The sequence below is a fragment of the Burkholderia sp. JKS000303 genome (assembly GCF_002563755.1).
Taxonomy (GTDB): Bacteria; Pseudomonadota; Gammaproteobacteria; order Burkholderiales; family Burkholderiaceae; genus Burkholderia; species Burkholderia anthina_B.
The window spans coordinates 346613-372766 of the sequence record NZ_PDBZ01000004.1 but is presented as its reverse complement, the minus strand read 5'-3'; the positions used below and the strand labels follow the sequence as shown (position 1 = coordinate 372766).

The window sequence follows — 26154 nt, the reverse complement described above, 5'->3', positions numbered from 1 at the left end:
CAAGCCCATCCATGAATCGCACTGCCTTCCTCACCGACGAACGCACCTTCTGGCACACCGGCGGCACGCACGCGCTGTTCTTCCCGGTCGGTGGCTGGGTCCAGCCGCCGTCGAGCGCCGGCTACGCCGAGTCGCCCGATTCGAAACGCCGCTTCCTGTCGCTCGTGCAGGCGTCCGGGCTTGCCGCGCACCTCGACATGCGCGGTGCCGCGCCGGCCACGACCGGCGATCTGCTGCGCATTCATCCCGCCAGCTATCTCGACGCGTTCCGCACGCTCAGCGACGCCAACGGCGGCGACCTCGGCGATCTCGCGCCGTTCGGCAAGGGCAGCTACGAGATCGCGGCGCTGTCCGCGGGCCTCGCGATCGCGGCCGTCGACACGGTCGTCGCCGAGCATGCCGCCAACGCATTCTCGCTGTCGCGGCCGCCCGGTCATCACTGCCTGCGCGATCGTCCGATGGGCTTCTGCCTGCTCGCGAACATTCCGATCGCGATCGAGGCCGCGCGTGCGAAACACGGGATCGAACGCGTCGCGGTGATCGACTGGGACGTGCACCACGGCAACGGCACGCAAGCGATCTACTACGACGACCCGGATACGCTGACGATTTCGCTGCATCAGGACCGCTGCTTCCCGCCCGGCTACAGCGGCGGCGGCGATCGCGGCGAAGGCGCGGGCGTCGGCGCAAACCTGAACGTGCCGCTGCTCGCCGGCAGCGGCGACGACGCGTATCGCTACGCATTCGAGCGGATCGTGCTGCCCGCGCTGGAGCAGTTCCGCCCCGAGCTGATCGTCATCGCGAGCGGCCTCGATGCGAGCGCGGTCGATCCGCTCGCGCGCATGCAGCTGCATACCGACAGCTACCGGTTCATGACGCGCGCGGTGAAGGAGGCCGCGCAGCGTCACTGCGGCGGGCGGCTCGTGATCGTTCACGAAGGCGGCTATTCGGAGGCCTATGTGCCGTTCTGCGGGCTCGCGATCATCGAGGAACTGACCGGCATGCGCACCGACGTCGCCGATCCGATGCTCGACCTCGCGATCGCGCAGCAGCCGGGAGCACGCTTCGTCGCGTTCCAGCGCGCGTTGCTCGACGAACTGGCGACGTCGTTCGGGTTGTAACGCCCGCTCTCGCACGCTCACCCGCGGAAACGGACGATGCGGGGCCTGCATGCGCAGGCCCTTGCGCGATCGGTGCGGATGGGGTCTCCTGTGCTTTTACACCTGCCAGGGCCGGGCCCTCTTCAGATGAAATCGTCTCCGCGCGAACCCGACTCCAACGACAAAGCGGGCCGTCAGCCTTCGAAGCTCGCCGTGAATATCGCCGCCGTGCTGGTTGGCGTCATCACGTTCGCGATCGGCGTGGCGTGGTTGATCTATAGCTGGGTCGTCGATCGCGAAGCGCAGTATTTCGCGATTCCGCTGGTGTTTTCGGTACCGGTGATCGTGGCGGTCGCAGTGCGGAGTTTCTGGGACTAGGCACGCTCACGACGACGAAGCGCCGCGGTCGGTCGACGCGCGGCGCTTTCGGGAATCGGATATATCGCGTTGATCAAACGAAGCGGCAAGCCGCTCCGTTCGTCGGTGGCGCAGTCACAGGCCCGCGCGTGCGCACGGGTTCGGAACCGTCCCCTGATAGCCCTGGGTCGCGCCCAGCGCGGAACCCAGCAGCGCCATGCCAACCGATTTCAGCACGCTATCCGTGTTCAGCGGCAGGCCACTTCCGATCGGTCGGCCGGAATAGGCCGTGCACGCCGCCGACGGTGCGGCCGTCTCCACCGATCGCGCGCTCCAGGCGATGTTGTCGGCGGGTATGCCGGCAAAAGCCGGCATGGCCAGCGTCGAGGACAAAACGAAAATCAGCGTGCGCGTGGTGTGGATCATCGACGGCCCCCGGTTAAACAGCCCGCGTGAATGAAAGGTTTTGTTCATGATTACACGGAACCGGGTTTGCCGTGCACGCGAAAGCGCGTGTCCCGGTGGAATGGCATCAGCCGGGCGCGCCGCAAGCCGCGGCGGGAATAGACGAGCAGGAGGACACTCGACGCCGCGTTGCAGGAGAACCTGCCCTCTGCAACGCTCACTGCTTCCCTGAACCAACGACCTGCGCGGATAACAAAAAGCCCCGCGAGTGCATGACTCGCGGGGCTTTTTGACCCGGTATGGATACCGGGGGCATACGTGGTGCGTGAGGCCGGACTCGAACCGGCACACCCTTGCGGGCGTCAGGACCTAAACCTGGTGCGTCTACCAATTTCGCCACTCACGCGCATGTCCGTTGCCTGATCGCGCGGCACGCAAGATACGTTCTCCGCGCGCCCGAAATACCCGGGACACTTCGCGCCAACCCGAAAGGCCGGCACGCCCGATCAGGCGAGCGCGAGATTCTACCCGATCTCCGCCGCATTGTCTCGCCCCGCCGGCGCCGCGCGAAGAGCGATGCTAGAATGCCGCGCTCGACGTGTCGGCCACGCGCCGGCGCGCGCCCCCGAACCCGCCTTCGCCACGATCCCGCCCGTGAACTTCGACGACTACTGTCAGCAAAAGGCTGCTCCCGCCGGCTCCAGCGTGTACTACGCGCTGCGCCAGGCACCGCTCGCCGCCGCGCCACGCCTGACGGCTCTGTTCGCGCTGCGCCGCGAACTCGAGGAAACCGTCAAGGAAACCAGCGACCCGACCATCGGACACACGAAGCTCGCGTGGTGGCACAAGGAGCTCGCGGCGCTCGCCGCCGGCGAGCCGACGCACCCGGTCACGAAAGCGCTGGCGCAACATCATCCGTCGATCGCGGCCGAAGCCGATGCGCTACGCACGCTCGTCAACGGTTACGGGATGGATCTCGAACAGGCGCGCTACCTGGATTTCGCGAACCTGCAGCGCTACATCGCGCAGGTCGGCAGCACGTTCGCGTCGCTGGTCGCGCGAGCGAGCGCCGCGCATCCGGCCGACCCGCAGCCGTGGGCCGCGGACGTCGGCCGGGCGCTGATGCTCGCGCAGTTCGTGCAGGAACTCGGCAACGACGCGCGTCATGGCCGCGTCTACCTGCCGATCGACGAACTGCAACGCTACAACGTGACCGCGGCCGATCTGCTGAACCGCCGCTACAGCCCGGCCTTCACCGAGCTGCTGCAGTTCCAGACGGCCCGCGCGCGCGAAGCGCTCGTCGCAGCCGACGCAGCGATCCCCGCATCCGAACGCCGCGCACAGCGCACGCTGCGTGCGCAGATCGCGCTGGCCGGCGCGCTGCTCGACGAAATCGAGCGCGACGGCTTCCAGGTGCTGCACCAGCGCATCGCGCTGACGCCGATCCGCAAGCTGTGGATCGCGTGGCGCGCCGCACGTCGTCGTTGACCCGCAACGCGACGCGACGCACTTGCCCCTTCACGCCTTGAGCAGCGGCAACGTGTCGAAACGCTGCTGCAGCACGCGCGTCGCATCGAGCCCCCACCACGGCCCGAGCACGGTCGCATAGAGCTGACGAAAATCGACGGCAACCGGCAAGTTGCCGTTGCCGTCGAGGTGCCCGAGCGCGGGCGGCGCGCCGTACAGCCCGCCGGCCACGCGGCCGCCCATCACGAAATGCGGGGCGGCCGTCCCGTGATCGGTGCCGTTGCTCTGGTTCTCGCGCACGCGCCGGCCGAATTCCGCATACGTCATCACGAGCGTCTGGTTCCAGCGCCCGAGCTCGATCAGCGCGCGACGCATCGCGCTCATCCCTTCCGCAAACTGCTTGAGCAGCGCCGCCTGCTGTCCCGGCTGGTTCTGGTGCGTGTCGAACCCGTTGAGCGTGAGCCGCAGCACCGCGACGCCGTCCGGCGCCCCCGGCCCCGACGCCTCGCATGCGGCAAGCACCTGCATCGCCGTCTTCACCGACGTGCCGAACGTCCCCGCAGGGAAAGCCGTCCTGAACGCACGCATCCCGCCGCGCGGACGCAACCGGTCGGCTGCCTTCACGATATCGTTCTCAACGTCGATGATGTGCGCGAGCGCCGGATTCCGTTCGCGCAGCGACGACGGTTCGGCAAGCCGCGCCGCGCGGATGAACTGCGCGGGATTGACGAGCGCGATCGCCCGCGCACCGTTCGCGAGCGGCCCCATCTCGGCACTGCCGAGCACGACGCCGTCCGCCGCGAAGCCGGGCGGCACCGGCGCCTGCGCAAACGTGCGCGTGAGCCAGCCTTCGTGCAGGTACTGATCGGAACGCGACGCGGTATCCCAGATCTCGATCGAGCGGAAATGCGACAAGTTCGGCTGCGGATAACCGACGCCCTGCACGATGGCGACCTGTCCGTCGCGCCACAGCGGCATCAGCGGCGCGAGCGACGGATGCAGCCCCGTATGCGCATCGAGCTGCAGCACCTGGTCGCGCTTGATGCCGATGCTGCGGCGGAACGGGTAGTACAACGGATCGGCATACGGCACCACCGTGTTGAGCCCGTCGTTGCCGCCTTTCAGCTCGACGAGGATCAGCACGTTCGCATAGCCGGCCGTCGTGTGCGCCCCCGGAGCAGCCAGCGCGGACGGTTGCCACACCGACACGCCCGCCGCGGCCGCGGCGCCCGTCAGCGTCAGAAAGTCACGTCGATTCATCGCGCATCCTTCGGTTCGCCGCGCGGCACATTCGCCGCTGCGGCGCACCTCTCTATCGTCGTTTTCGTCATTTCAGTTGATAGGCCGGGTCCATCAGCAGCGCCTCGAGATACGCGCTGCCGGTCGAGTCCGTGTCGATCGCCGCAACGGGCGACACCGGCAGCACCGCATGCTGCAGTTGAAGCTCGATCGACAATCCCGCCGTCGCCTGCGGTCGCGCGCGATACTGCGCGAGCCAGCGCTCGAGGTCGAACCGCAAACCACCGCGCATGGGTTTGGCAGGCGCGCCGTGCATGCCAGCCGAAGCCGCCGTGTCGGCCACCGGCACCACGCGCGCGCGGGCATTCGGTGGCGGCGTCATCGCATGGGCCGGCGCACGAATACCGGCCGTCTCGGTCGCCCGGAACAACTGCTCGACGAACTGCTTGCGCGCGAGCAGCGTGGTGCTGTTGATCCACAGCGCGCCGCCCGGCCAGCCCTTCACGTTCGGCGGATAGAACAGGTTCTGCCCGAGCGTGCGCACGGTGTTCGCGAGCATCTGCGGATCGCCGTACGCGACGTCGAACAGCCGCACCGAGCCGACCACGAATTCGGCCGGCGACTTCACGAGCACGCCGCGGTTGCGCGGATCCCAGAACGCATCGGTCGACCATAGCTCGGCGAGCGCCGCACGGATGTCGTAGCCGCTCGCGCGAAACCGCTCGGCAACGGTGTCGAGCACACCGGCGTCCGGCGTATCGGAAACGAACTCGCGCCACAGCTTGCCTGCAATGAAGCGCGCGGTGTCGGGCCGCTTCAGCAGGATGTCGAGAAACCCGTCGCCGTCGAACGCGCCGGTCTCGCCGAGAATCGTCTTGTCGCCCGCATCGTGCCACTCGGGTCGCACCACGAAGCGCAGCGTATCGGGATCGATGCTCCAGCCGGTCATCGCGCGTGCGGCTTCGGTGACGTCGCGCTGCGTGTAATGCCCTTCGCCGAGCGTGAACAGCTCCATCACCTCGCGCGCGAAATTCTCGTTCGGACGCCCCTTGCGATTGCTCGCGCCGTCGAGATACTGGAGCATCGCCGGATCCTTCGCGACGGCATGCAGCAGCGTGCCGAAGTTGCCGAGCGCCTCGCGGCGAAACAGCGCGTTCTGCGCGGCCATCGTCTGCGGATACGGCACCTTGTCCTGCCCCGACGTGAAGTGTCCATGCCAGAACAGCGTCATGCGTTCGGTGAGCGGCGACGGCGTCACGATCATCTCGTTGACCCATGCAGCGCGTAACGCATCGTAACGGTGATTGCGTTCGCGCTGCTCGTCGCGGCGCATGTCGGGCGTCAGCGCCTGACGCTGCGCGCGTGTCGGCGGCAGTTCGGCAACCCAGTCGGGCCATGTCATCACGGGTTCGCGGCGCACGTCGGCGAGCAGGTCGGCCACGGCCTGCGCGCGCGTCGTGCCGACGACACGGGCAACCTCGGCGGGAGCAGGAGAAAAGCCGGTACGGCTCAGGAAAAACGACGCATCGTCGGCGTCGAGTGGTGCCTGCATCGCGGGTGAAACCGATGCGGCAGCATGCGCTTTCATCGTCTGGAACTCCCGGAACGCACCGTCGGTGCGGATGCCGGTTCAACGGCGGGGCGCGGGCGAAAGTTGACGGAAAAATTGCTACGGAATTTTTCGTGCGGCGGGAACGACGCGCGGCTCAGCGCTTGTACAGTTCGCGGACGGCGTCTTCGATGTGCTGGCGCAGCAGGTGGCGCTCTTCGGGCGTCATGTGCCCGTCGCGGCGGTGCTGCTCGAGATCGGGAGGCACGGCGGAACGGACCGCCGCGTCGGCGGTGCGGTCGGACTGCGACGCCTTGCCGCGCGGCATCTTGCGCGACCAAGCACCCTGTTCAGGGCGCTGCGCATACGCGAAGTTCGACGCATATGGACCGGCAAGTGCGATCGTCAGCATCAGTGCAATCCGGGCAGATCGCATGACCGTCCTCGCTTCTCTGGTCGATTTGTTCCCTTCGTCACGCGGCAACCGGTTACCTCTGGTACTTGAAAAACCCTGCGGAATTCGGGTGTGCAAAGATGAAAGATGGAGTGCAGGGGAGTATCTACCGAATTTCGGCTTCGAGTAAAGGAATCTCTATAGCGTGCCTTTACTCTCTACGACACTACGGGTAAATTTTGTAACTGACTGTAACGCCTGAAAATACGCGACCGTGCGTGATTTCCCATTCGCGATAAGATGCCGTTCATGGAAACGAAAAACCCCTCCAAGATTCTCGTCGTCGACGACGACCCGCGCCTGCGCGATCTGCTGCGCCGCTATCTCGGCGAGCAGGGTTTCAACGTATACGTCGCGGAGAACGCGACCGCGATGAACAAACTCTGGGTGCGCGAGCGCTTCGACCTGCTCGTGCTGGACCTGATGCTGCCCGGTGAAGACGGCCTGTCGATCTGCCGCCGTCTGCGCGGCAGCAACGACCGCACGCCGATCATCATGCTCACCGCGAAGGGCGAGGACGTCGATCGCATCGTCGGCCTCGAGATGGGTGCCGACGACTACCTGCCCAAGCCGTTCAACCCGCGCGAACTCGTCGCGCGCATTCACGCGGTGCTGCGCCGCCAGGCACCGGCCGAACTGCCGGGCGCACCGTCCGAAACCACCGAGGTGTTCGAGTTCGGCGAGTTCTCGCTGAATCTCGCAACACGCACGCTGACGAAGTCGGGCCAGGAAATTCCGCTGACGACCGGCGAATTCTCGGTGCTGAAGGTGTTCGCGCGTCATCCGCGCCAGCCGCTTTCGCGCGAGAAGCTGATGGAGCTCGCGCGTGGCCGTGAATACGAAGTGTTCGACCGCAGCCTCGACGTGCAGATCTCGCGCCTGCGCAAGCTGATCGAACCGGATCCGGGCAGCCCGCGCTTCATCCAGACCGTCTGGGGCCTCGGCTACGTGTTCATTCCGGACGGCGCTGCCTGATCTCTTCTCTTTCCGGTTTCGCCTGTCCTCGGCCCGTCCCATGCGTATCGACCGGCGCCTCCTGCAGCTCGCGTTCGGCGGGCTGTTCTGGCGCACCTTCCTGCTGATCGCGCTGCTGATCTCGGTCAGTCTCGCCGCGTGGTTCCAGAGCTTTCGCGTGATCGAGCGGGAGCCGCGCGCGCAGCGCGTCGCGCTCCAGCTCGTCGCGGTCGTGAAGCTCACGCGCACCGCCCTGCTCTATTCCGATCCCGATTTGCGGCGCGCGCTGCTGCAGGATCTGGAGAGCAACGAAGGCGTGCGCGTTTACCCGCGCGAAAAAACCGACAAGTTCAAGCTGCAGCCCGACGAATCGCTGAATCGTCTGATCGAACACGACATCCGCAGCCGTCTCGGCGACGACACCGTGATCGCCCAGTCGGTCAACGACATCCCAGGCGTGTGGATCAGCTTCAAGATCGACGACGACGACTACTGGGTCGCGCTCGACCGCGACCAGCTCGACAACGTCACCGGCCTGCAGTGGGCCGGCTGGGGCCTGTTCGCGCTCGCGCTGTCGCTGTTCGGCTCCGCGTTCATCACGAGCCTCGTGAACCGGCCGTTCTCGCGGCTCGCGCTCGCCGCGCGCCAGGTCGGTTCGGGCCAGGCGCCCGAACCGCTGCCCGAACGCGGGATGGGCGTCGCGGCCGACACCAACCGCAGCTTCAACCAGATGGTGCGCGACCTCGAACAGCTCGAGGCCGATCGCGCGCTGATGCTCGCGGGCATCTCGCACGACCTGCGCACGCCGCTCGCGCGGCTGCGGCTCGAAACCGAGATGAGCCCGTCCGACCAGGCGACCAAGGACGCGATGGTCGACGACATCGAGCAGATGGACCGCATCATCGCGGCGTTCATCGACTACGCACGCCCGACCCAGCGCAAGCCGGAGCCGGTCGACCTGTCGTCGATCGTGCAGGAAGTCGCTGCACGCGTATCGGGCGAGGACGGCGTCGAGATCCGCACGCGGCTCGCGCCGAGCGCCGTGATCGAAGCCGACGAAACCGACATGCGCCGCGTGATCGGCAACCTCGTCGAGAACGCACGCAAGTACGGCCAGAGCCGCGAGGATGGCGTGTCGCGCATCACGCTCGAAACGCGCGTCACGCACGCGCGCGTCGAGCTGTCGGTCAGCGACGAAGGCCCCGGCATCCCCGAGGACCAGCTGCCGCTCGTGATGCGGCCGTTCTACCGCGTCGACACGGCCCGCACCAAGGCGGACGGCACGGGGCTCGGCATGGCGATCGTGCTGCGGCTCGTCGGCCGCTATCGCGGCGCGCTGCGCCTGCGCAACCGCAGCCCCGAAGCGGGCCTCGAAGTCACCCTCGAATTCCCTGGCGCCGGCAAGGCGCGTGCGACCGCATGACACGTTCGCGCATGGTTCTTGCGCGGCACACTATCGCGGCGGTTGAAAAAAACTATGGGGTTCGTTAGTCAAAATCTATTGAAGCGTCTTGCTAATAGTGTTATAGTTTTCCCCATGCTGTCACATCAACGTTGCAGCACCGAGGTAGCTTGACTCAGTCTTCTTCCCAACTCATACAGGAGTATCCGCATGAAAACCGTGGGCGATAAACTCGAAGCATTCACCGTCGTAGCCGCGAAGCCGGGCTTCAACAATCACGAGGAAAACGGCCAGTCGGCGTTCGAGACCGTCACCGAAGCGTCGTTCCCGGGCAAGTGGAAGATCATCTACTTCTATCCGAAGGATTTCACGTTCGTGTGCCCGACGGAAATCGTCGAATTCGCAAAGCTGACGAAGCAGTTCGAAGAGCGCGACGCCATCCTGCTCGGCGGCAGCTCGGACAACGAATTCGTGAAGCTCGCATGGCGCCGTGAGCACAAGGACCTGAACAAGCTGAACCACTACTCGTTCGGCGACGTCAAGGGCGAGCTGATCGACCAGCTCGGCGTGCGCGACAAGGAAGCCGGCGTTGCGCTGCGCGCGACGTTCATCGTCGACCCGGACAACACGATCCAGCACGTTTCGGTGAACAACCTGAACGTCGGCCGTAGCCCGGAAGAAGTCCTGCGCATTCTGGACGGCCTGCAAACGGACGAACTGTGCCCGTGCAACCGTGCAGTCGGTGGCGCAACGCTGTAAGCGCACGATGCACGAAGCCCGCGGCGCACGACCTGCCTGCGGGCTTTTTTAACGGCCAACCCATAGGAGATATCAATGGAATTCATCGACTCGATTAAGGCACGTATCCCCGACTACGCGAAGGACATTCGCCTGAACCTCGACGGCACGATCTCGCGCTCGTCGCTCGAAGGCACCGATGCAGTCGGCGTCGCGCTGGCAGCGGCGGTCGCGGCGAAGAGCACCGTGCTGGTGAAGACGATCCGCGAAGCCGGCGTGCTGTCGCCCGAAGAGACGAATGCCGTGCTGACGGCAGCCGCGCTGATGGGGATGAACAACACCTGGTATCCGTATGTCGAGATGGCCGACGACGCCGACCTGAAAACGCAGCGCGCCGAGCTGCGGATGGGTGCGTATGCGTCGCACGGCGGCGTCGACAAGCGCCGGTTCGAGATGTACGCGCTCGCCGCGTCGATCGTCGGCAAGTGCCACTTCTGCGTGAAGTCGCACTATGCGCTGCTGAAGGACGAGCAAGGCATGACGACGACGCAGCTGCGCGACGTCGGCCGCATCGCGTCGGTGATCAACGCCGCCGCACAGGTGATCGCCGCCGAAGGCGAGTAACCGGCCGCCGTGCGGCGGCACGGTGCGGCCCGTGGGGGCTGCGCCGCGCCGGCGCCGTCAAACGAAAATGCCACGCAAGCGCGTGGCATTTTTTCATTGCGGCGGCGTAACCTGCACGCCGCTTCGCGACACCGTCAGGCGCCCTGCCTCACCAGCAATGCGGCGGCCTGCGCCTCGATGCCTTCGCCGCGACCGAGATAGCCGAGCTTCTCGTTGGTTTTTGCCTTCACGTTCACGCGCTCCAGCGGCAACCCGAGATCGGCCGCGATGTTCGCGCGCATCCCGTCGATGTGCGGCGCGAGCTTCGGCGCCTGCGCGATCACGGTGCTGTCGACGTTCTGGATCGTGAAGCCGGCCGCCTTCACGCGGGCGACGCATTCGCGCAGCAGCACGCGGCTGTCCGCGCCCTTGAACGCCACATCGGTGTCGGAGAAATGACGACCGATGTCGCCCAGCGCCGCCGCGCCGAACAGCGCGTCGGTGATCGCGTGCAGCAGCACGTCGGCGTCCGAGTGGCCGAGCAGGCCGCGCTCGTACGGAATCGTCACGCCACCGATGATGAGGGGGCGCCCCGATACGAGCTGGTGCACGTCGTAGCCTTGTCCGATTCTGAAGTCCATGCGTATTCCGGTTGAGATGAGGTGAAAGTCAGGAAGCGTTCGCGGGGCGCGCGAGAATCGCTTCCGCGAGCGCGAAATCTTCCGGGTACGTGACCTTGAAGTTGCGCAGGCTGCCCCGTACGACGCGCGGCGTATGGCCGGCCCATTCGATCGCGCTGGCCTCGTCGGTCAGGTCGTGCCCTTCGCGCTGCGCGCGCAGGATCGCGTCGCGCAGCATGCCGATGCGGAACATCTGCGGCGTCTGCGCCTGCCACAGCGCGTCACGCGACTCGGTGCGCGCGATCGCGTCGCCGCCGGCCGGCACGCGCTTGAGCGTATCGGCGACCGGCAGCGCGACGATGCCGCCCACCGGGTCGTCCTTCAGCGTCGCGACCAGCGTGCGGATCAGCTCCGGCGTGATGCCCGGGCGCGCGGCGTCGTGCACGAGCACCCAGTCCTGGTCGGTCGCGCCGAATTCGGCCAGCTCGAGCAGCCCGTTCAGCACCGACGCCTGGCGCGAGCCGCCGCCGCAGCGGCGCACCGCGAAGCGCAGGCCCGCGAAGCGGCGCGCGTCGAAGTGCGTGTCGTCGGGCGCGAGGACGACGAGCGTCTGCGCGAATTCGCTGCACGCGTCAAACGCGGCGAGCGTGTAATGCAGGAGCGCGCGGCCGGCCAGCGTTCGGTATTGCTTCGGCACGGCCGAACCGGAACGGCTGCCCGTGCCGGCACAGGGAATCAGGGCGAAAAGTCGGGGAGTCACGAAAGGAGAACGCCGGAAAGGTGAAATCGAGAAGCGGATTTTATAATAGGTCTTTCGTCTCGACCGGCGCACCGCGCTGCGCCCGTGCACGCCACCCCTGCCGTCCCTATGCCAGACAACGCTTCCAACCCGTTCGCTTCGCCCGTCGCCCGCGTCAAACCGGGCCAGCGTTTTGCCTTCGACGGCGCGCACGGCTCCGCCGACGCGCTCGCCATCGCCCGCTATCTTGCCGATAACCGCGACGCGGTCCCGCTCCTTGCGGTGATCTGCGCGAACGCGGTGGACGCGCAGCGGCTGTCGCAGGAGCTTCGCTACTTCTCTCCCGCCGCGCGCGTGCGCCTGCTGCCGGACTGGGAAACGCTGCCCTACGACACCTTCTCGCCGCACCAGGATCTCGTCTCCGAGCGACTGGCGACGCTGCACGACCTCGGCGAGGGACGCTGCGACATCCTGCTGGTGCCCGCGACCACCGCGCTGTACCGGATGCCGCCCGCGTCGTTCATGGCCGCCTATACGTTCGCGTTCGCGCAGGGCGAGCGGCTCGACGAGGCGAAGCTGAAAGCACAGCTGACGCTGGCCGGCTACGAACACGTGAGCCAGGTCGTGCGGCCCGGCGAATACTGCGTACGCGGCTCGCTGATCGACCTGTACCCGATGGGCTCGCCGCTGCCGTACCGGATCGACCTGTTCGACGACCAGGTCGACTCGATCCGCGCGTTCGATCCCGACACGCAGCGCAGCCTCTACCCGGTGCGCGACGTGCGCCTGCTGCCCGGCCGCGAATTCCCGTTCGACGAAGCCGCGCGCACGGCCTTTCGCAGCCGCTGGCGCGAGACCTTCGAGGGCGACCCGAGCCGCGCGCCGATCTACAAGGACATCGGCAGCGGCGTGCCGTCGGCCGGCATCGAGTATTACCTGCCGCTGTTCTTCGACGAAACGGCCACGCTGTTCCACTACCTGCCGCAGGACGCGCACCTGATGTTCGCCGGCGATCTCGAAACGTCGATCCGCCGCTTCACCGCCGACACGAAGCAGCGCCACGCCTTCCTGTCGCACGATCGCGAGCGGCCGATTCTCGAGCCGCAGCGCCTGTTCCTGTCGGACGAGGATTTCTTCGCGTTCGCGAAGCCGTTCGCGCGCGTCGTGCTGCCCGCGCAGCCGGCCGGCGGCTGGGCGACCGGGCTGCCCGAGCTGACGGTCGACCGCCACGCCGACGATCCGCTCGCCGCGCTGCGCACGTTCGTCGAATCATCCGGCAAGCGCGTGCTGCTGACCGTCGAATCGGCCGGTCGCCGCGAAACGATCCTGCAGCTGCTCGCCGAACATCACCTGCGGCCGTCGTCGAACGACGACTTCGCGAGCTGGCTCGCAAGCGATGCGCGCTTCGCGCTCGGCGTCGCGCCGCTCGCAAGCGGCTTCGCAGTGCCGGGCGAAGGCTATGCGCTCATCACCGAAACCGAGCTGTACGGCGCGCTCGGCCGCCGCGCGGGCCGCCGCCGGCAGGAACAGGCGAGCAACGTCGACGCGATGGTGCGCGACCTGTCGGAGCTGAAGGTCGGCGACCCGGTCGTCCATGCGCAGCACGGCATCGGCCGCTACATGGGTCTCGTGTCGATGGATCTCGGCGAAGGCGAAACCGAATTCCTGCATCTCGAATACGCGGGCGACAGCAAGCTCTACGTGCCGGTCGCGCAACTGCACGTGATCTCGCGCTACAGCGGCGCCGATCCCGACAGCGCGCCGCTGCACGCGCTCGGCTCGGGCCAGTGGGAGCGCGCGAAGCGCAAGGCCGCGCAGCAGATCCGCGACACGGCCGCCGAGCTGCTGAACCTGTACGCGCGCCGCGCGGCCCGCGAAGGCCATGCATTCGCGCTCGAGCCGCGCGACTACGTGAAGTTCGCGGAGAGCTTCGGCTTCGAGGAAACGCCCGACCAGGCCGCCGCGATCGCGGCCGTGATCGGCGACATGACGAGCGGCAAGCCGATGGACCGCCTCGTGTGCGGCGACGTCGGCTTCGGCAAGACCGAAGTCGCGCTGCGCGCCGCGTTCATCGCGGTGATGGGCGGCAAGCAGGTCGCGCTGCTGTCGCCGACCACGCTGCTCGCCGAGCAGCACACGCAGACCTTCGCCGACCGCTTCGCCGACTGGCCGGTGCGCATCGTCGAGCTGTCGCGCTTCAAGACGACCAAGGAAGTGAATGCGGCGATCGCGCAGATCAACGAAGGCAGCGTCGACATCGTGATCGGCACGCACAAGCTGCTGTCGTCGGATGTGCAGTTCAAGCGCCTCGGCCTCGTGATCATCGACGAGGAACACCGCTTCGGCGTGCGCCAGAAGGAAGCGCTGAAGGCGCTGCGCGCGGAAGTCGACGTGCTGACGCTCACCGCGACGCCGATCCCGCGCACGCTCGGGATGGCGCTCGAGGGGCTGCGCGACTTCTCGGTGATCGCGACCGCGCCGCAGAAGCGGCTCGCGATCAAGACCTTCGTGCGCCGCGAGGAAGAAAGCGTGATCCGCGAGGCGATGCTGCGCGAGCTGAAGCGCGGCGGCCAGGTGTACTTCCTGCACAACGAAGTCGAGACGATCGAGAATCGCAAGGCGATGCTCGAGGAACTGGTGCCCGAAGCACGCATCGCGATCGCGCACGGCCAGATGCACGAGCGCGAACTCGAGCGCGTGATGCGCGATTTCGTCGCGCAGCGCGCGAACGTGCTGCTATGCACGACCATCATCGAGACCGGCATCGACGTGCCGAGCGCGAACACGATCATCATGCATCGCGCGGACAAGTTCGGCCTCGCGCAGCTCCACCAGTTGCGCGGCCGCGTCGGCCGTTCGCACCACCAGGCCTATGCGTACCTGCTGGTCCACGACCCGCAGGCACTGACCAAGCAGGCGCAGCGCCGGCTCGAGGCGATCCAGCAGATGGAGGAACTCGGCTCGGGCTTCTATCTCGCGATGCACGACCTCGAGATCCGCGGCACCGGCGAGGTGCTCGGCGACAAGCAGTCGGGCGAGATCCACGAGATCGGCTTCCAGCTTTACACCGACATGCTCAACGACGCGGTGAAGGCGCTGAAGAACGGCAAGGAGCCCGACCTCACCGCCCCGCTCGCCGCGACGACGGAAATCAACCTGCATGCGCCCGCGATCCTGCCGGCCGACTACTGCGTGGACGTGCAGGAGCGGCTGTCGCTGTACAAGCGTCTCGCGAACTGCGAGCACGGCGACGCGATCGACGGCATCCAGGAAGAGTTGATCGACCGCTTCGGCAAGCTGCCGCCGCAGGCGCACGCGCTCGTCGAAACGCACCGGCTGCGGCTGGCCGCGAAGCCGCTCGGCATCGTCAAGATCGACGCGAGCGAGGTCGCGATCGGGCTGCAGTTCGAACCGAACCCGCCGATCGATCCGATGCGGATCATCGAGATGGTGCAGAAACACCGGCACATCAAGCTCGCGGGCCAGGACAAGCTGCGCATCGAGACGCGCTCGCCCGATCTCGCGATCCGCGTGTCGACGATCAAGGAAACGCTGCGCGCGCTCGCACCGCGTCCGGGCGCGACCAGCGCGGCGCGCTGACGGCGCGCGGCGATGCTGCACTGCACTGCGCCGGGCGAAGGCGGGCCGACGCGTTTTTGAGTATGATTTTCCCATTCCTCTGACGGAGTTTTGCCATGTCCACTCTCGACGCGACGGCCCCGCCCGCCGCCGACCAAGGCGACGCTTCGCTCGTCGGCCTGCCCTGGATCAAGCAGTTGGTGTCGATGGACACGACGAGCCGCGTGCCGAACCTCGGCCTGATCGAAACGGTGCGCGACGCGCTGGCCGCGAAGGGCATCGTGTCGACGCTCACGCACGATCCGCGCGAAGGCTGGGCGAACCTGTTCGCGACGGTGCCCGCGCATGACGGCTCGACCGACGGCGGCATCGTGCTGTCGGGGCACACCGACGTCGTGCCGGTCGACGGCCAGCAGTGGGACAGCAATCCGTTCGCACCGGCGCTGCGCGACGGCCGCCTGTACGGCCGCGGCACGTGCGACATGAAGGGGTTCATCGGCACGGCGCTCGCGCTGCTGCCCGAGATGCAGACGACCAAGCTCGCGAAGCCGATTCATTTCGCGCTGTCCTACGACGAGGAAATCGGCTGCGCCGGTGCGCCGCTGCTGATCGCCGATCTCGTCAAGCGCGGCGTGAAGCCGTCCGGCTGCATCGTCGGCGAACCGACCAGCATGCGCCCGATCATCGCGCACAAGGGCATCAACGCGTACCGCTGCTGCGTGCGCGGCCACGCGGCGCACTCGTCGCTGACGCCGAAGGGCCTGAACGCGATCGAATATGCGGCACGCCTCATCTGCCACATCCGCGACCTCGCCGACCGTTTCCGCGCCGAAGGCCCGTTCGACGACCTGTACGACGTCCCGTTCACGACCGCGCAGACAAGCACGATCCAGGGCGGCAACGCGATCAATACGGTGCCGGCCGAATGCCGGTTCGACTTCGAGTTCCGCAACCTGCCGACGCTCGATCCCGAGCAGATCTTCACGCGCATCGAAGCGTATGCGCGGGATACGCTGCTGCCGCAGATGCAGCGCGAGCATCCGAACGCCGCGATCGAGTTCTCGAAGATCGCCGCGGCGCCGGGGCTCGACGCCACCGAACAGGCCGCGATCACGCAGCTCGTGCGCGCACTGACGGCCGACCAGGACAAGCGCAAGGTCGCCTACGGCACCGAGGCCGGCCTGTTCGAGCGCGCGGGCATTCCGAGCATCGTCTGCGGGCCGGGCAACATCGAACAGGCACACAAGCCGAACGAGTATGTCGAGCTCGCGCAGCTCGCGAGCTGCGAGCAGTTCCTGCGCAAGTTCATCCGCAGCATGTCGGTCGACGCACACTGACCGCCACCCGCCCACGCCGGCCTGCGTGAGCGGGTCGGCTCACTCGCGCCACACGCCACGTCATGTCGACTGAACAACAGGGCACCGCCCATACGACGATCGACGGCGAGCCGATTCCGACGCTCGACGACATCGCCGCGCAGCATTTCGCGTTGTCGCCGTGGGTCGCGCGCACGCCCGTCTTCGAGCGCGCCGACCTGCCGTCCCTCGAAGGCACGCACGTCAATTTCAAGTTCGAGCTGCTGCAGGCGAGCGGCAGCTTCAAGGCGCGCGGCGCGTTCACGCACCTGCTCGCACTCGACCAGGCGCGCAAGAACGCCGGCGTCACGTGCGTGTCGGCCGGCAATCATGCGGCCGCCGTCGCGTATGCGGCGATGCGGCTCGGCAGCAGCGCGAAGGTCGTGATGTTTCACACCGCGAGCCCGACGCGCATCGCGCAGTGCAAGCAGTACCGCGCGGAAGTCGTGCTCGCCGGCAGCGCGTCGCAGGCATTCGACCTCGTGCGGCGGATCGAGGCCGAGGAAGGCCGCTTCTTCATCCATCCGTTCAACGGCTATCACACGATTCTCGGCACCGCGACGCTCGGCTACGAATGGGCCACGCAAACGCCCGATCTCGACGCCGTGATCGTGCCGATCGGCGGCGGCGGGCTCGCGGCCGGCATGGCGACCGCGCTGCGGCTCGCGAATCCGCGCGTGCACGTGTACGGCGTCGAACCGGAAGGCGCCGACGCGATGAGCCGCAGCTTCGCGGCCAATCACACGATCAAGATGGGCGCGATGCAGACCATCGCCGATTCGCTGATGGCGCCCCATACCGAGGAATACAGCTACCAGCTGTGCCGGCGTCATATCGACCGCATCGTCACGGTGTCCGACGACGCGCTGCGCGCGGCGATGCTGTTCCTGTTCTCTCACCTGAAGCTGTCGGTCGAACCGGCGTGCGCGGCACCGCTCGCGGCGCTGCTCGGCCCGCTGCGCGAAACGCTGCAGGGCAAGCGGGTCGGTGTGCTGCTGTCGGGCACCAATACCGACCCCGCCACGCTCGGCATGCATCTCGCGCACGCGAAACTGCAGCACTGACCTCGCAGCAGGTACTCAGGGTTATCCCCAGTTTATGTTGACAGCCCTGTTGATAACCCGCCGGACAAACACGCAAGTGGTTGAACGCGCAGCGTTTTACGCGAGCGAAGGGTGCCGGACGCGAAATAGGCAGATTCCGCCACCGAACGACTGTCCCGCAGCGTGGCGACGCCGCTCGCGGCAGATCATCGGCGCTGCCGCGATCGCGCTGCTCGCCGGTTGCGCGGCCCCGCCCTCTCCCGTCGCCGCCACCCCGCCCGTCTGCGCGCAGCCCGACGCGCATCGGATGCTGCAGGCCGACCTGCTGTTCGGGCGCGATATCGCGGAACGCGACCCCGTCACCGATGCGCAACGCGCCGCCTTCCTCGCCGACGTCGTCACGCCGCGCTTTCCGGACGGCTTCACGGTCTGGGACACCCGCGGCCAATGGCGCGATCGCGCCACCGGCCGGATCCTCCAGGAAGCCGGGTTCGTGGTCCGTATCGTCGCCGACGATACGGCCGATACGCACGCGCGGCTCGCGGCGATCCGGCACGCCTACGTCGAGCGCTTCCGGCAGCAGTCGGTCGGCATCATCGTCGTGCCGGCCTGCGCATCGTTCTGAGTCGCGCCATGCGGCTTGCGCTCGACGCCGCATAAAAAAACGGGCGCCCGAAGGCGCCCGTCGAATGCGAAACATCCGAGTCCCGCTTACTTGCTCTCGAACATGTCCATGATCTGCTGCTTCTCCTGCGGCGTGACGGGCGGCGGTGCGAGGCCCGCCGCGCCGGCCGAGCCGAGCGCATCGTTCGCGCTGATCGCGTTCGCGGCCGGGTTGATGTCGACGCTCGCGACGAAACCGTTGCCCGGCGTGCGATCGGCGTAGTACAGCTCGCCGTCGATCGTCGTCAGGCCGTCCGGCATCGGCATCTGCTGCTCGGGCACGCCGTTCAGCGCGGTGCGCATGTAGTTCACCCAGATCGGCAGCGCGAGCTGCGCGCCGAATTCGCGGCTGCCCAGACTCTTCGGCTGGTCGAAGCCCATCCACGCGACCGCGACGAGCGACTGTTGATAACCGGCGAACCAGCCGTCCTTCGCGTCGTTGGTCGTACCCGTCTTGCCCTGCAGGTCGCTGCGGCCGAGCACGTTGGTACCCGCACCCGTGCCGGCCGTCGCGACCGTATGCAGCAGGCTGTTCATCACGTACGCGTTGCGGCCCTCGATCGTGCGCGGCGCCGTGCCGCCCGCGACCACCGGCTGCGACTTCTGCAGCGGCTGGCCGCGCGCGTCGTCGACTTCGGCGATCAGGTACGGATCGACCTTGTAGCCGCCGTTCGCGAATACCGCATAACCGGTCGCGAGCTGCAGCGGCGTGACGAGACCCGCGCCGAGCGCCATCGGCAGGTAAGGCGGCGTCTTGGCCGGATCGAAGCCGAAGCGCTGCGTGACGTACTGCTGCGCATACTGCGTGCCGATCGACGCGAGGATCCGGATCGACACGAGGTTCTTCGAACGCTGCAGGCCGGTGCGCATCGTCATCGGGCCGTCCGGCTGGTCGTCGTCCTTCGGCTCCCACGCGGTGCCGCCCGGCACGCTCGGCGGGAAGTACAGCGGCGCATCGTTGATGATCGTCGCCGGCCCCATGCCCTTGTCGAGCGAGGCCGAATAGATGAACGGCTTGAACGACGAACCCGGCTGGCGCCACGCCTGCGTCACGTGGTTGAACTTGCTCTTGTTGAAGTCGAAGCCGCCGACGAGCGAGCGGATCGCACCGTCCTGCGGCGCGATCGCGACGAGCGCGCCTTCGACCTGCGGCAACTGCACGACCTGCCAGCCCGTCTTGCCGTCCTTCATCACGCGCACGATCGAGCCCGGCTTGATCCGCAGCGTCGCGTTCGCACGCGGGCTCAGCGCGGCCGACACGAAGCGCAGCCCGGCCGAGCCGATCGTCGTCGTCGCGCCGCCGACGAACTGCACGTCGACCGCATTCGGCGACGCCGACAGCACGACGGCCGACTGCAGGTCGCCGTTGTCCGGGTGATCGGCGAGCGCGTCGTCGATCGCCTCGTCGCGATCGTCGCCGGCCGCAGGCAGGTTGATCGAACCTTCCGGCCCGCGATAGCCGTGGCGGCGCTCGTAGTCGAGAATGCCGCGACGCACGGCCTGGTACGCCGCTTCCTGGTCGGCCGAGTTGATCGTCGTCGTGACGGTCAGCCCGCGCGTATAGGTTTCGTCCTTGTACTGCTGGTACATCATCTGCCGCACCATCTCGGCGACATACTCGCCGTGCACCGCGTACTGGTTGCCCGGCGTGCGCACGTGGATCTCTTCCTTCACCGCCTCGTCATATTGCGGCTGCGTGATGTAGCCGATCTCGAGCATGCGCTTCAGGATGTATTCCTGACGCACCTTCGCGCGCTTCGGATTGACGACCGGGTTATACGCGGACGGCGCCTTCGGCAGCCCCGCGAGCATCGCCGCTTCCGCGAGCGTGATGTCCTTCAGGTCCTTGCCGAAATACACGCGCGCAGCAGCCGCGAAACCGTACGAGCGCTGACCCAGATAAATCTGGTTCATGTACAGCTCGAGGATCTGGTCCTTCGTCAGCGCCCTCTCGATCTTGTACGCGAGCAGCATCTCGTAGATCTTGCGCGTGTAGGTCTTCTCGCTCGACAGGAAGAAGTTGCGCGCAACCTGCATCGTGATCGTGCTCGCACCCTGGCGCGCGCCGCCGTGCAGCAGGTCGGCCACGCCCGCGCGCAGGATGCCGACGAAGTCGACGCCGCCGTGTTCGTAGAAACGGTAGTCCTCGATCGCGAGCACCGCCTTCTTCATCACGTCGGGAATGTCCTGGAAGCGCACGAGGCTGCGGCGCTCTTCGCCGAACTCGCCGATCAGCACGTGATCGGCGGTAAACACACGCAGCGGCACCTTCGGCTGATAGTTGGTCAGCGCATCGAGCGACGGCAGTTGCGGCGCCATCACGACGAGCGCGTAGCCGACGATCAGCGCGCCGACGACGGCGAGCGTCGCAAACAGACCGACGAACCACAGCATGACGCGCGAGCCGAACGAGCGGCGGCCACCGCCCCCGCCTCCGCTGCGCGGCGTGCGACGGTCGTTGTCGCCGTTGTCGTCATCGGGGTAATAGGCGCCCGACGGCGAACGGCGCAACGAGTAATGGGGTTCTTTCCGGTCGGAAGAAGAAGACGGTCGTTTGATGATTGGCATGTCGGAATGGCGGGCGTACATGGCGCCCTCGGATGCATGCGGAAATGCAAGCGGATGAATCAGAGTGGGTGCATCGCGGCAACTGTCACGTCGACAGACCCCGCCGCGCGGCGATCCGTTCCCGCGACGTGACAGCGCATTTTAATGAAATCGACCGACCGACTTCGCGATTTTTTGTAAAAATTCCCGCACGATCGCGAATTGCGGAACGTATTGGCGGCATCCTCGACCTATCATGGACACGCACCCCACGCGTGCCGGCGGCTTCCTTTCAAATACGAAAGGTCGAAACAACGCGCACGCACGCTGCTTGAACTTCGGCGCTTAAGCCGTATTTAAGGGGCCGGCGGTGTAATATCCGCCGGCTCTTGCGGACCGTAACCGGCCCGCGACGGGCACTGCCGCGCTGACGCGGCGTTTTTCAACCACGGAGGATTTCATGTCGCTTTTCGACTCTGTTTCGCGCACGATCAAAGGCCTGCTGAACGATGCGGCCGACTCGGTACAGGATCCGTCGCGCGACGCACGGCAGATCGTGCGGGAGCTCGACGACAGCATCGGCCGTGCCGAGAATTCGCTGATCGAAATCGAAGCACAGGTCGCGACCCAGCGCAGCAAGCGCGATGCGGCCGACGACAAGGTAAAGAAGTACGAAGACGGCGCGAAGCGCGCACTGCAGTCCGGCGACGAAGGGCTCGCACGCGAGGCGCTCGCCGCGCAGTCGAATGCGGAAGCCGAACGCGATGCGCTCGCGGCCGAGCTGACCACGCTCGAACCGTCGGTCGACAAACTGAAGGGGCAGATCGCCGACATGCGTCAGCGCCGCAACGATCTGAACGCGCGCTCGAACATCCTGCAGGCCAAGCAGGAAATCGCGCAGGCGAAGGACGTCGCCGCCGGCGCGCTGGGCGGTATCGGCGGCAAGAACCTGTCCGAAGACTTCCAGAAGCTGGAAGACAAGGTCGCGCTGCAGAACGCACGCTCGGACGCCCGCCTGAATTCGGCCGACACGTCGAGCGGCAAGGCGCTCGACGACAAGCTCGCCGCGCTGAACAAGGGCCCGTCGGTCGAGGATCGCCTCGCCGCGCTGAAGAAGCAACTCGACACGCCCGCGCAGTAACGGCAACCGCGCCGTGGCCCGACCGGGTTCGCGGCGCGTACCGATCGTCAGGAGACGGGCGCTCGCGCCCGGTTCGACCATGAAGAAATCTCTCGCCGCACTCGGCTTCTCGTTGATGTTGCTGTCGTCCGCCGCATTTGCGGTACCGTCGCTGCAGCAAGTCGAGCAGTCGATCGCACAACGTGACTGGCAGAACGCCGACACGCAGCTCTCGCAAGTCATCGACGCCCATCCGAACAACGCGCACGCGCGCTACCTGTACGCGCAGGTGCTCGACCGCGAAGGCCGGGCGTCCGACGCGCTGACGCAACTGCAGCGCGCGAAATCGCTCGATCCGCAGCTGCGCTTCACCGACGCGTCACACTTCGCACAAACGGAATCGCGCATCCGCGCGGACGCCGCACGCACGAGCGGCAACGCGCCGTCGGCGACGCAGTCCGGCTCGCTGCAGTCGTCGCTCACACCGGCCGCGCCGGTCGCCAAGCACGGCCCGTCGACCGGCATGTGGATCGGCCTCGCGCTGCTCATCGCAGCCATCGCACTCGTGCTGCGATGGACGTTGCGCCGCGCGCGCTCGGCCGACGACAGTCGCGCGGACGACGAACGCCGCTCGCAACTGAAGCGCGCGACCGACGTGCTCAACGACATCCGCCCGCTCAAGCTCGATGCGCGGCTGTCGACCGCGCCCGGCGCCGCCGCGCTCACGGGCGAGCTCGAAGGCATCGAGACCGATGCGCGCGGGCTCGTCGAAGCGCTGTCGAACGGCAAGAACCCGGTGCCGCCGTATCGCATCGACGAACTCGAACAGCGTCATGCAAGCGTGAAGGCACGTGTCGAAGGTCGCCCCGACCCGAGCGCGCAGCCCGCGCAGCAGAACGGCAACGGCTCGGTGTACGCACAGGAAGCCGATCGCGTCACCGGCATGCAAGGCCAGCCGTATCAGCAGCAACCGTACCCGCCGCAACAGCAACCGACCGTCGTGGTTCAGCAAGGCGGCGGTTTCGGCGGCGGCATGGGCGGGCTGCTGACCGGCGTGCTGCTCGGCGAAGCGATGTCGGGCGGCCGCGAGCGCGTGGTCGAGCGCGACGTGATCGTCGACGACCCGCGCCGGCGGCAGGACAACGGCCAGGGCTTTGACCTCGGCCGCGGCGACGACTCCAACTGGAGCGACGGCAACGGTGGCGGCGGTGTCGATCTCGGCAGCAACGACGACGGCTGGACCGACGACAACAGCTGAGCATCACGACCGCGGGCGTCGACGCATGACGCGACGCCCGCGACGACCACCGCGCGTCCTTTCAGCGACCTGCAGCGCACTTCCTTTCATTTCCACTCGCGCCGGCCTGCCGAATTTGTCAATCATTTCAAGATAGGCTACCGGCAATGGGGTACGTTCGCTATCATGCGACCATCGGCGTGCCCCCGATCCCATCCGACGTTTCGCAGCCCTGCGCGTCGCGGCACGCCTCCCCTCGCCCAACCAGGAGAAAGCCGCTCATGAGCATCATCAAGGAATTCAAGGAATTTGCCGTCAAGGGCAATGTGATGGATCTCGCCGTCGGCGTGATCATCGGCGGCGCATTCTCGAAGATCGTCGACTCGATCGTCAAAGATCTCATCATGCCGGTCATCGGCGTGCTGACCGGCGGCCTGGATTTCTCGAACAAGTTCGTTCTGCTCGGCACCATTCCCCCGACGTTCAAGGGCAACCCCGATTCGTTCAAGGACCTGCAGGCCGCCGGCGTCGCCGCGTTCGGCTACGGCTCGTTCATCACGGTGGCGATCAACTTCATCATTCTCGCGTTCATCATTTTCCTGATGGTGAAATTCATCAACAAGCTGCGCAAGCCGGCAGAAGCCGCGCCGGCCGCGACGCCGGAAGACACCGTGCTGCTGCGCGAAATCCGCGATTCGCTCAAGCAACGCTGAGCACCGCGCCGCGCCGCATCCACCAGGCCCGCCATGTGCGGGCCTTTTTCATGGGCGCGTGCCGCGCATCGCCGCGCGCGGCTTATCTCACTTTTTTGTGACGAGCGAATGCACGCGCGGGAAAAGCAGGTCTATGATGGAGACTAAACGACAGTACGGGCGCCAAGACGCTGGCTGTGTCGATCATCGTGGCAAGCGGGTCGACGGGAGACATTGATCGTCGTACCGCACGAGTGCAGCATTTTCGTGTGCTATAAAGGATCGACATGCGGCGTACATAGCCGGGAGTGGGTCGCATGAAAGTGCCGCATTTCTTGCAATTGTTTTTGAGGCGAGTGTTTATGTCCTTCCCGAAAAAACGTCGACGTGCGCAACAGGATGGCCAGGAGTCGTTCCTCGCGGTATTGCGCCACTCCAAACCATTCGCACAGCTCGACACCAAGATTGCCCGCGCCCGTGCGCAGGACGAGCCCGTCCTCTACGCGCACGTGCTGCCCGGACTCGACGTGCTCCTGTGCAGCGTGCGCGGCGCACAGCCGCCCTATCCGGCCATCGCCGAACTGCGCAAGCGTTGCATCGAATCGATTGCCAACGCACTCGAGCAGCCACTCGACGGCCTCGAGAACGGCGGGTACTGGTACGAGGCGAACGGCTTCGGCTTCCTGGTCTTCGCGAGCCGCGCCCGTGCGCGCATCCTGCCCGAATTTGGTGCAGGCACGAAGGCGAGCCTGCGCGGCGGGCTCGGACGCCAGAACGCCGGCGATACGACGCCGCGCTCCCTCGGCTGAACCGACCGATACGATGGGCCGCCTGCGAGCGGCCCATCGGCCATTCAGGCTTCCCGCTTCGCCGTCACTGCGCCGCCGTGCGCCCGTTGCCGGGCCGCACGATGTCGATGAATGCGGCGAAGTCGGCGCTCGCCAGCCCTTGCGCAGCGCCCAGCCGCAGCACCTGCTGCACCGTGGCCGACACCGGCATCACCGCACCCGTTTCGCGCGCCGCGTCGGCGATCGCGTCGACATCCTTCTGGAACGTGGCGAGCGCACCAATGGGTGTGTGTCCGCCCGACGTCATGCGCGGCACGAACGTCTGCAGCAGCACGGAATCCGCCCATCCGCCGGCGAGCGCTTCGGCCAGCCGCGCGGCGTCAATCCCGCTCGCCTGTGCGAGGCCGACCGCCTCGGCAATCGCCGTCACCGTCGCGGTGACGATCGCCTGGTTGCACAGCTTCGCGGTCTGGCCCGCCCCCGCTTCGCCCATGTGCGTGATGCGTGACGCATAGGTGTCGATCAGCGGCCTGACCGCGTCGAGGTCGGCCGCACCGCCGCCGGCCATCACCGCGAGCGTGCCGGCATGTGCGCCGGGCACACCGCCCGACACGGGCGCATCGATCCAGCCCGCGCCGAGCGCGGCCGCGCGCGCCGCATAGTCGCGCGTCGCGGCGGGCGGAATGCTCGAATGATCGACGATGCGCCGCACGCGGCGCGCGGCCGCGTCGCCGGCAAAGAGCCCGTTCTCGCCGAACGCGACATCGCCGACCGCACGCGCATCGAGCACGCACACGAAGACCGTCTCGACGCGCTCGGCCAGTTCGCGCGGCGTGTCGACCACCTGCGCGCCGTCCTTCGCGAGCGCCTCGGCCTTTTCACGCGTGCGGTTCCATACGCTGACCCGGTGGCCCGCCGCCAGCAAATGCCGAATCATCGGCGCGCCCATCAATCCCGGTCCGCAAAATCCGACTTCCACGATGTTCCTCGTCTCCAATTGGGGTTGCACTTGCCGCCCATCATACCTATCACTCAAGAAGCCGGACACGCGCGGCGCCGCTTCGGGCCCGCGGCTTGCGCCGGCCGCACATACCGATACTCCAGGGAGCGCATCATGAGCGACCACGTCTACAAGCTGATCGAACTGACCGGCTCGTCGAAGCAATCGTGCGACGACGCCATCCGCAACGCGATTTCGAAAGCCGGCAAGACGCTGCACAACCTGCACTGGTTCGAGGTGACCGAAACGCGCGGCCACATCGAAGGCGACCAGGTCGTCCACTGGCAGGTCACGCTGAAAGTCGGCATGCGTATCGACGACTGACGCCCCACGCGCGCCGCGCCACACGCGGCGCCGCGCCCACCCGCATTTCGTCCCGTTCCGGCCCCTCGTCGAGGCCCGACCGGCGGGGGCCTGCGGGTATCCATCCCTTGACGCTGGCTCCGGTTCATATTAAAAACGATATACCCCACCTGCCCCTCGATCAGCCCAGACATATAAAA

The 26154-nt window shown here is 66.9% G+C and carries 24 protein-coding genes and 1 tRNA gene; 16 read left to right on the top strand and 9 right to left on the bottom strand.

All coding sequences use genetic code 11. From position 1 onward, the window contains the following. Nucleotides 1–11 precede the first annotated feature (11 nt). Together BX604_RS34975 and BX604_RS34970 are read left to right on the top strand one after the other, a co-directional pair. Nucleotides 12–1121, top strand: coding sequence for a class II histone deacetylase (locus tag BX604_RS34975; RefSeq protein WP_098556017.1), 1110 nt, complete (start codon nucleotides 12–14; stop codon nucleotides 1119–1121). A gap of 126 nt (nucleotides 1122–1247) precedes the next feature. Next, nucleotides 1248–1478: a hypothetical protein gene (locus tag BX604_RS34970; RefSeq protein ID WP_098556015.1), complete on the top strand. Its 231-nt coding sequence runs from the start codon at nucleotides 1248–1250 to the stop codon at nucleotides 1476–1478. Between the two features lie 114 nt (nucleotides 1479–1592). On the opposite strand, the gene BX604_RS34965 is transcribed toward BX604_RS34970, so the two are convergent. Next, a complete protein-coding gene (locus BX604_RS34965; RefSeq protein ID WP_257146501.1) occupies nucleotides 1593–1931 on the bottom strand; it encodes a hypothetical protein in 339 nt (112 codons plus the stop codon). Between the two features lie 250 nt (nucleotides 1932–2181). Next, nucleotides 2182–2268 (bottom strand) — tRNA-Leu (locus BX604_RS34960). A gap of 248 nt (nucleotides 2269–2516) precedes the next feature. On the opposite strand from BX604_RS34960, the gene hpnD reads away from it, so the two are divergent. Then, a complete protein-coding gene (gene hpnD / locus BX604_RS34955; protein ID WP_098556009.1) occupies nucleotides 2517–3350 on the top strand; it encodes a presqualene diphosphate synthase HpnD in 834 nt (277 codons plus the stop codon). Nucleotides 3351–3380: 30 nt separating this feature from the next. Here the strand turns inward: hpnD and BX604_RS34950 are convergent, their stop codons facing one another. From BX604_RS34950 to BX604_RS34940, 3 genes are all read right to left on the bottom strand, one after another. Beyond that, the gene (locus tag BX604_RS34950; protein WP_098556563.1) at nucleotides 3381–4589 is read right to left on the bottom strand and encodes a DUF1501 domain-containing protein; all 1209 of its coding nucleotides are present in this window, start codon (nucleotides 4587–4589) and stop codon (nucleotides 3381–3383) included. A 67-nt stretch (nucleotides 4590–4656) separates the two neighbouring features. Further along, entirely contained in the window at nucleotides 4657–6156 is a 1500-nt protein-coding gene (locus BX604_RS34945) for a DUF1800 domain-containing protein (protein ID WP_098556006.1), read from the bottom strand. A gap of 118 nt (nucleotides 6157–6274) precedes the next feature. Further along, entirely contained in the window at nucleotides 6275–6553 is a 279-nt protein-coding gene (locus BX604_RS34940; protein ID WP_098556004.1) for a hypothetical protein, read from the bottom strand. Nucleotides 6554–6811: 258 nt separating this feature from the next. Between BX604_RS34940 and ompR the strand changes: the two genes are divergently transcribed. The 4 genes from ompR to BX604_RS34920 all read left to right on the top strand — a co-directional run bounded on the left by ompR (nucleotide 6812) and on the right by BX604_RS34920 (nucleotide 10289). Beyond that, entirely contained in the window at nucleotides 6812–7546 is a 735-nt protein-coding gene (gene ompR / locus BX604_RS34935) for an osmolarity response regulator transcription factor OmpR (protein WP_370542727.1), read from the top strand. Nucleotides 7547–7586: 40 nt separating this feature from the next. Then, nucleotides 7587–8948 (top strand): ATP-binding protein, encoded by a 1362-nt coding sequence (locus BX604_RS34930; protein ID WP_098556000.1) that lies wholly within the window; start codon nucleotides 7587–7589, stop codon nucleotides 8946–8948. Between the two features lie 189 nt (nucleotides 8949–9137). After that, nucleotides 9138–9686 carry a peroxiredoxin gene (locus tag BX604_RS34925; RefSeq protein WP_043188036.1) on the top strand — a complete coding sequence of 183 codons (549 nt, stop codon included), beginning with the start codon at nucleotides 9138–9140 and terminating at the stop codon, nucleotides 9684–9686. A gap of 75 nt (nucleotides 9687–9761) precedes the next feature. Beyond that, entirely contained in the window at nucleotides 9762–10289 is a 528-nt protein-coding gene (locus BX604_RS34920) for a carboxymuconolactone decarboxylase family protein (RefSeq protein ID WP_098555998.1), read from the top strand. Between the two features lie 134 nt (nucleotides 10290–10423). On the opposite strand, the gene ispF is transcribed toward BX604_RS34920, so the two are convergent. Then, nucleotides 10424–10909, bottom strand: a complete 486-nt coding sequence (gene ispF, locus BX604_RS34915) for a 2-C-methyl-D-erythritol 2,4-cyclodiphosphate synthase (protein ID WP_098555995.1) — start codon at nucleotides 10907–10909, stop codon at nucleotides 10424–10426. A gap of 28 nt (nucleotides 10910–10937) precedes the next feature. Next, nucleotides 10938–11648: a 2-C-methyl-D-erythritol 4-phosphate cytidylyltransferase gene (ispD, locus tag BX604_RS34910; RefSeq protein WP_098555992.1), complete on the bottom strand. Its 711-nt coding sequence runs from the start codon at nucleotides 11646–11648 to the stop codon at nucleotides 10938–10940. A 108-nt stretch (nucleotides 11649–11756) separates the two neighbouring features. Here ispD and mfd point away from each other — a divergent pair, with 108 nt between their 5' ends. From mfd to BX604_RS34890, 4 genes are all read left to right on the top strand, one after another. Next, nucleotides 11757–15227 carry a transcription-repair coupling factor gene (gene mfd / locus BX604_RS34905; RefSeq protein WP_098555990.1) on the top strand — a complete coding sequence of 1157 codons (3471 nt, stop codon included), beginning with the start codon at nucleotides 11757–11759 and terminating at the stop codon, nucleotides 15225–15227. Nucleotides 15228–15322: 95 nt separating this feature from the next. Next, nucleotides 15323–16543, top strand: coding sequence for an acetylornithine deacetylase (gene argE, locus BX604_RS34900; protein ID WP_098555987.1), 1221 nt, complete (start codon nucleotides 15323–15325; stop codon nucleotides 16541–16543). A 62-nt stretch (nucleotides 16544–16605) separates the two neighbouring features. Next, nucleotides 16606–17625, top strand: a complete 1020-nt coding sequence (locus tag BX604_RS34895; RefSeq protein ID WP_098555984.1) for a threonine/serine dehydratase — start codon at nucleotides 16606–16608, stop codon at nucleotides 17623–17625. A gap of 76 nt (nucleotides 17626–17701) precedes the next feature. Next, the gene (locus tag BX604_RS34890) at nucleotides 17702–18229 is read left to right on the top strand and encodes a DUF3574 domain-containing protein (protein WP_257146500.1); all 528 of its coding nucleotides are present in this window, start codon (nucleotides 17702–17704) and stop codon (nucleotides 18227–18229) included. 86 nt (nucleotides 18230–18315) lie between these two features. Here the strand turns inward: BX604_RS34890 and BX604_RS34885 are convergent, their stop codons facing one another. After that, on the bottom strand, nucleotides 18316–20835 hold the full coding sequence (locus tag BX604_RS34885) for a penicillin-binding protein 1A (RefSeq protein ID WP_179894946.1): 2520 nt from the start codon (nucleotides 20833–20835) through the stop codon (nucleotides 18316–18318). 439 nt (nucleotides 20836–21274) lie between these two features. Here BX604_RS34885 and BX604_RS34880 point away from each other — a divergent pair, with 439 nt between their 5' ends. The 4 genes from BX604_RS34880 (at nucleotide 21275) to BX604_RS34865 (ending at nucleotide 24672) form a co-directional block, all read left to right on the top strand. Then, complete coding sequence (locus BX604_RS34880; RefSeq protein ID WP_098555976.1) at nucleotides 21275–21955, top strand: PspA/IM30 family protein; 681 nt, start codon at nucleotides 21275–21277, stop codon at nucleotides 21953–21955. Nucleotides 21956–22034: 79 nt separating this feature from the next. Beyond that, nucleotides 22035–23192 (top strand): tetratricopeptide repeat protein, encoded by a 1158-nt coding sequence (locus tag BX604_RS34875; protein WP_098555973.1) that lies wholly within the window; start codon nucleotides 22035–22037, stop codon nucleotides 23190–23192. A gap of 260 nt (nucleotides 23193–23452) precedes the next feature. Further along, nucleotides 23453–23884 (top strand): large conductance mechanosensitive channel protein MscL, encoded by a 432-nt coding sequence (gene mscL / locus BX604_RS34870; RefSeq protein WP_098555970.1) that lies wholly within the window; start codon nucleotides 23453–23455, stop codon nucleotides 23882–23884. Nucleotides 23885–24225: 341 nt separating this feature from the next. Then, complete coding sequence (locus tag BX604_RS34865) at nucleotides 24226–24672, top strand: hypothetical protein (protein WP_027784713.1); 447 nt, start codon at nucleotides 24226–24228, stop codon at nucleotides 24670–24672. 64 nt (nucleotides 24673–24736) lie between these two features. On the opposite strand, the gene BX604_RS34860 is transcribed toward BX604_RS34865, so the two are convergent. After that, nucleotides 24737–25630: an NAD(P)-dependent oxidoreductase gene (locus BX604_RS34860; protein ID WP_098555967.1), complete on the bottom strand. Its 894-nt coding sequence runs from the start codon at nucleotides 25628–25630 to the stop codon at nucleotides 24737–24739. A 135-nt stretch (nucleotides 25631–25765) separates the two neighbouring features. On the opposite strand from BX604_RS34860, the gene BX604_RS34855 reads away from it, so the two are divergent. Further along, the gene (locus tag BX604_RS34855; RefSeq protein WP_098555964.1) at nucleotides 25766–25975 is read left to right on the top strand and encodes a dodecin; all 210 of its coding nucleotides are present in this window, start codon (nucleotides 25766–25768) and stop codon (nucleotides 25973–25975) included. Nucleotides 25976–26154: the final 179 nt, after the last annotated feature.

Bases quoted from the DNA above. Each gene is read 5' to 3' on its own strand.
- BX604_RS34975 (WP_098556017.1), top strand. From the start codon at position 12: ATGAATCGCACTGCCTTCCTCACCGACGAACGCACCTTCTGGCACACC.
- BX604_RS34970 (WP_098556015.1), top strand. From the start codon at position 1,248: ATGAAATCGTCTCCGCGCGAACCCGACTCCAACGACAAAGCGGGCCGT.
- BX604_RS34965 (WP_257146501.1), bottom strand. From the start codon at position 1,931: ATGAACAAAACCTTTCATTCACGCGGGCTGTTTAACCGGGGGCCGTCG.
- BX604_RS34950 (WP_098556563.1), bottom strand. From the start codon at position 4,589: ATGAATCGACGTGACTTTCTGACGCTGACGGGCGCCGCGGCCGCGGCG.
- BX604_RS34945 (WP_098556006.1), bottom strand. From the start codon at position 6,156: ATGAAAGCGCATGCTGCCGCATCGGTTTCACCCGCGATGCAGGCACCA.
- BX604_RS34940 (WP_098556004.1), bottom strand. From the start codon at position 6,553: ATGCGATCTGCCCGGATTGCACTGATGCTGACGATCGCACTTGCCGGT.
- ompR (WP_370542727.1), top strand. From the start codon at position 6,812: ATGCCGTTCATGGAAACGAAAAACCCCTCCAAGATTCTCGTCGTCGAC.
- BX604_RS34930 (WP_098556000.1), top strand. From the start codon at position 7,587: ATGCGTATCGACCGGCGCCTCCTGCAGCTCGCGTTCGGCGGGCTGTTC.
- BX604_RS34925 (WP_043188036.1), top strand. From the start codon at position 9,138: ATGAAAACCGTGGGCGATAAACTCGAAGCATTCACCGTCGTAGCCGCG.
- BX604_RS34920 (WP_098555998.1), top strand. From the start codon at position 9,762: ATGGAATTCATCGACTCGATTAAGGCACGTATCCCCGACTACGCGAAG.
- ispF (WP_098555995.1), bottom strand. From the start codon at position 10,909: ATGGACTTCAGAATCGGACAAGGCTACGACGTGCACCAGCTCGTATCG.
- mfd (WP_098555990.1), top strand. From the start codon at position 11,757: ATGCCAGACAACGCTTCCAACCCGTTCGCTTCGCCCGTCGCCCGCGTC.
- argE (WP_098555987.1), top strand. From the start codon at position 15,323: ATGTCCACTCTCGACGCGACGGCCCCGCCCGCCGCCGACCAAGGCGAC.
- BX604_RS34895 (WP_098555984.1), top strand. From the start codon at position 16,606: ATGTCGACTGAACAACAGGGCACCGCCCATACGACGATCGACGGCGAG.
- BX604_RS34885 (WP_179894946.1), bottom strand. From the start codon at position 20,835: ATGCCAATCATCAAACGACCGTCTTCTTCTTCCGACCGGAAAGAACCC.
- BX604_RS34880 (WP_098555976.1), top strand. From the start codon at position 21,275: ATGTCGCTTTTCGACTCTGTTTCGCGCACGATCAAAGGCCTGCTGAAC.
- BX604_RS34875 (WP_098555973.1), top strand. From the start codon at position 22,035: ATGAAGAAATCTCTCGCCGCACTCGGCTTCTCGTTGATGTTGCTGTCG.
- mscL (WP_098555970.1), top strand. From the start codon at position 23,453: ATGAGCATCATCAAGGAATTCAAGGAATTTGCCGTCAAGGGCAATGTG.
- BX604_RS34865 (WP_027784713.1), top strand. From the start codon at position 24,226: ATGTCCTTCCCGAAAAAACGTCGACGTGCGCAACAGGATGGCCAGGAG.
- BX604_RS34855 (WP_098555964.1), top strand. From the start codon at position 25,766: ATGAGCGACCACGTCTACAAGCTGATCGAACTGACCGGCTCGTCGAAG.